General features: G+C 63.6%; 2 protein-coding genes. Both read left to right on the top strand.

What is annotated here, in order from left to right:
- Positions 1-981, top strand: a 981-nt coding sequence (locus tag WBB85_RS15790; protein WP_432639558.1) for an N-acetylmuramoyl-L-alanine amidase family protein, incomplete at its 5' end; no start/stop codon positions are given.
- A gap of 143 nt (positions 982-1,124) precedes the next feature.
- The coding region (locus WBB85_RS15785; RefSeq protein WP_432639557.1) for a transglycosylase domain-containing protein at positions 1,125-2,066 on the top strand (942 nt) is incomplete at its 3' end.

Raw genomic sequence — 2,066 nt, 5'->3', positions numbered from 1 at the left:
GCGCCTCTCAATACCTCGCGCCATGTGACCGGACTTGCCCTTGGCACGATCCGGCCCGGCTGGACGCGGATCGTCGCCGAACTTGACGGCCCCCACCGGATCGAAAGCGCCGAGGAGCGCGAGGATGAACAGGGCGCCGCCCGGATTCGCGTTCGGCTGGTGCCGGTCCCGGCACCTGTGTTTGAGAAGCTCGCGGCGACCGCCCGGCCCGATGCGGATCGGTGGTCTCTGCCAGAACCGGCCATCGTTGGTGAACCGAAACGCCGTCAGACCGGCGAGGCGCCGCTGGTTGTGGTGCTTGACCCGGGTCATGGCGGCATTGATCCCGGTGCCGAGGCGGACGGCGTGTTCGAAGCCGATGTGATGCTCGGTTTCGCACGGGAACTGGCGGGGGTGCTGGCAACGGCGGGAATGCGACCGGTGCTGACGCGCGAGGCGGATGTGTTCGTGCCACTTGAAACCCGGATCAGCCTTGCCCGCGCGGCTGGCGCAGATGTGTTCCTGTCGCTTCATGCCGATGCCTTGGCCGAGGGGCGGGCAACAGGGGCCACGGTCTACCTTCTGGCCGACGCGGCCAGCGACGCCGCGTCAGCCAAACTCGCCGAGCGTCATGACCGGGCGGACCTGCTGGCAGGGGTCGATCTGTCGCGTCAGGATGACAGCGTGGCTCGGGTGATGATGGATCTCGCGCGGGCCGAAACCCAACCCCGGTCGGAACGCCTGGCCAAAGCCGTGACCGATGCGGCGCGGGGGGCGGGGATAAGGCTCCACCGCCATCCGATCCAGAAGGCCGCGTTTTCGGTGCTGAAGTCCCCCGACATCCCGTCGGTTCTGCTGGAGGTCGGGTTCCTGTCCTCGCAAAAGGATCGCGAGCGGCTGAACGATCCCGAATGGCGGCGGCGGATGCAGGCCGCGATTCTCGCCGCCCTGCAAAGCTGGGCGCGGGACGACGCCGCCGAAGCAAGGTTGATCCGGAAGTAAAGCCCGTGCGGCAGGCGCGATTTTTCGACGAAAAATCGACCCGGCGCAGATATGCGCCGGGAACTTCCCCTGAGGGGAAGTTGTTTTGACGGGCAGACAGGTGCACTATATAGACAGCCTGTTCAGCCAGGAGTGTGCCCTTCGTGACCCGTTTCATCCTGTCCTTCTTTGGCGGTTTCTTCAGCTGGATCGTCACCGGCGCGGTCTTTGCCGCGCTGACGGTCGGCGCCGTCTTCTGGATGTACAGCCGCGATCTGCCGGATCACGAATATCTTGCGCAATACACCCCGAAGACGATCAGCCGGATCTATTCCGGCGAGGGCCGTCTGATGGACGAGTTTGCCACCGAACGGCGCATCTTCGCACCGATCGAGGACATTCCGGATGTCGTTAAATGGGCCTTCATCTCGGCCGAGGACAAGAATTTCTATTCGCACCAAGGCTTTGACGCGCGCGGTATGGCCGGTGCCCTGTGGGATGCCGTCAAATCGCGCGGCAAGAACCTGCGCGGCGCCTCGACCATTCCGCAGCAGGTGGCCAAGAACTTTCTGCTGGGCGGCGACCGCACCGCTGAACGCAAGATCAAGGAACTCGTGCTCTCCACCCGCCTCGTCGATACGCTCTCAAAGGACAAGATCCTTGAGCTTTACCTGAATGAAATCGACCTTGGTTTTCTCTCTTTCGGGGTGGCCTCTGCCGCGCAGACCTATTTTAACAAGACCCTGTCGGAGCTGACGGTCGAGGAGGCGGCCTATCTCGCGGCCCTGCCGAAAGCGCCCTACAGCTACCATCCGGTCCACAATCGCCAGGCCGCCATTGACCGGCGCAACTACGTGCTGCGTGAGATGTTCCAGAACGGCTATATCGATGCGGATGCGTTTAAGGCGGCACAGGCTGCGCCCCTGAAGACCGTACAGGGCGGCGACTTCGCCTCGTTCAAATCCGGCCTGCCGCCACGCGACTACTTCACCGATGAAATTCGCCGCCAGCTGTCGAAAAGCTTTGGCGAAGCGGAGTTCTTTGGCGGTGGTCTCACAATCCGCGCCACTGTCGACCCGGAAATGCAGGATCAGGCCGCCACCGCG

The sequence above is a fragment of the Albidovulum sp. genome (genome assembly GCF_049646345.1).
GTDB lineage: Bacteria > Pseudomonadota > Alphaproteobacteria > Rhodobacterales > Rhodobacteraceae > Albidovulum.
The sequence above is the reverse complement of the archived record's forward strand: the minus strand, read 5'-3'. Positions and strand labels throughout refer to the sequence as shown.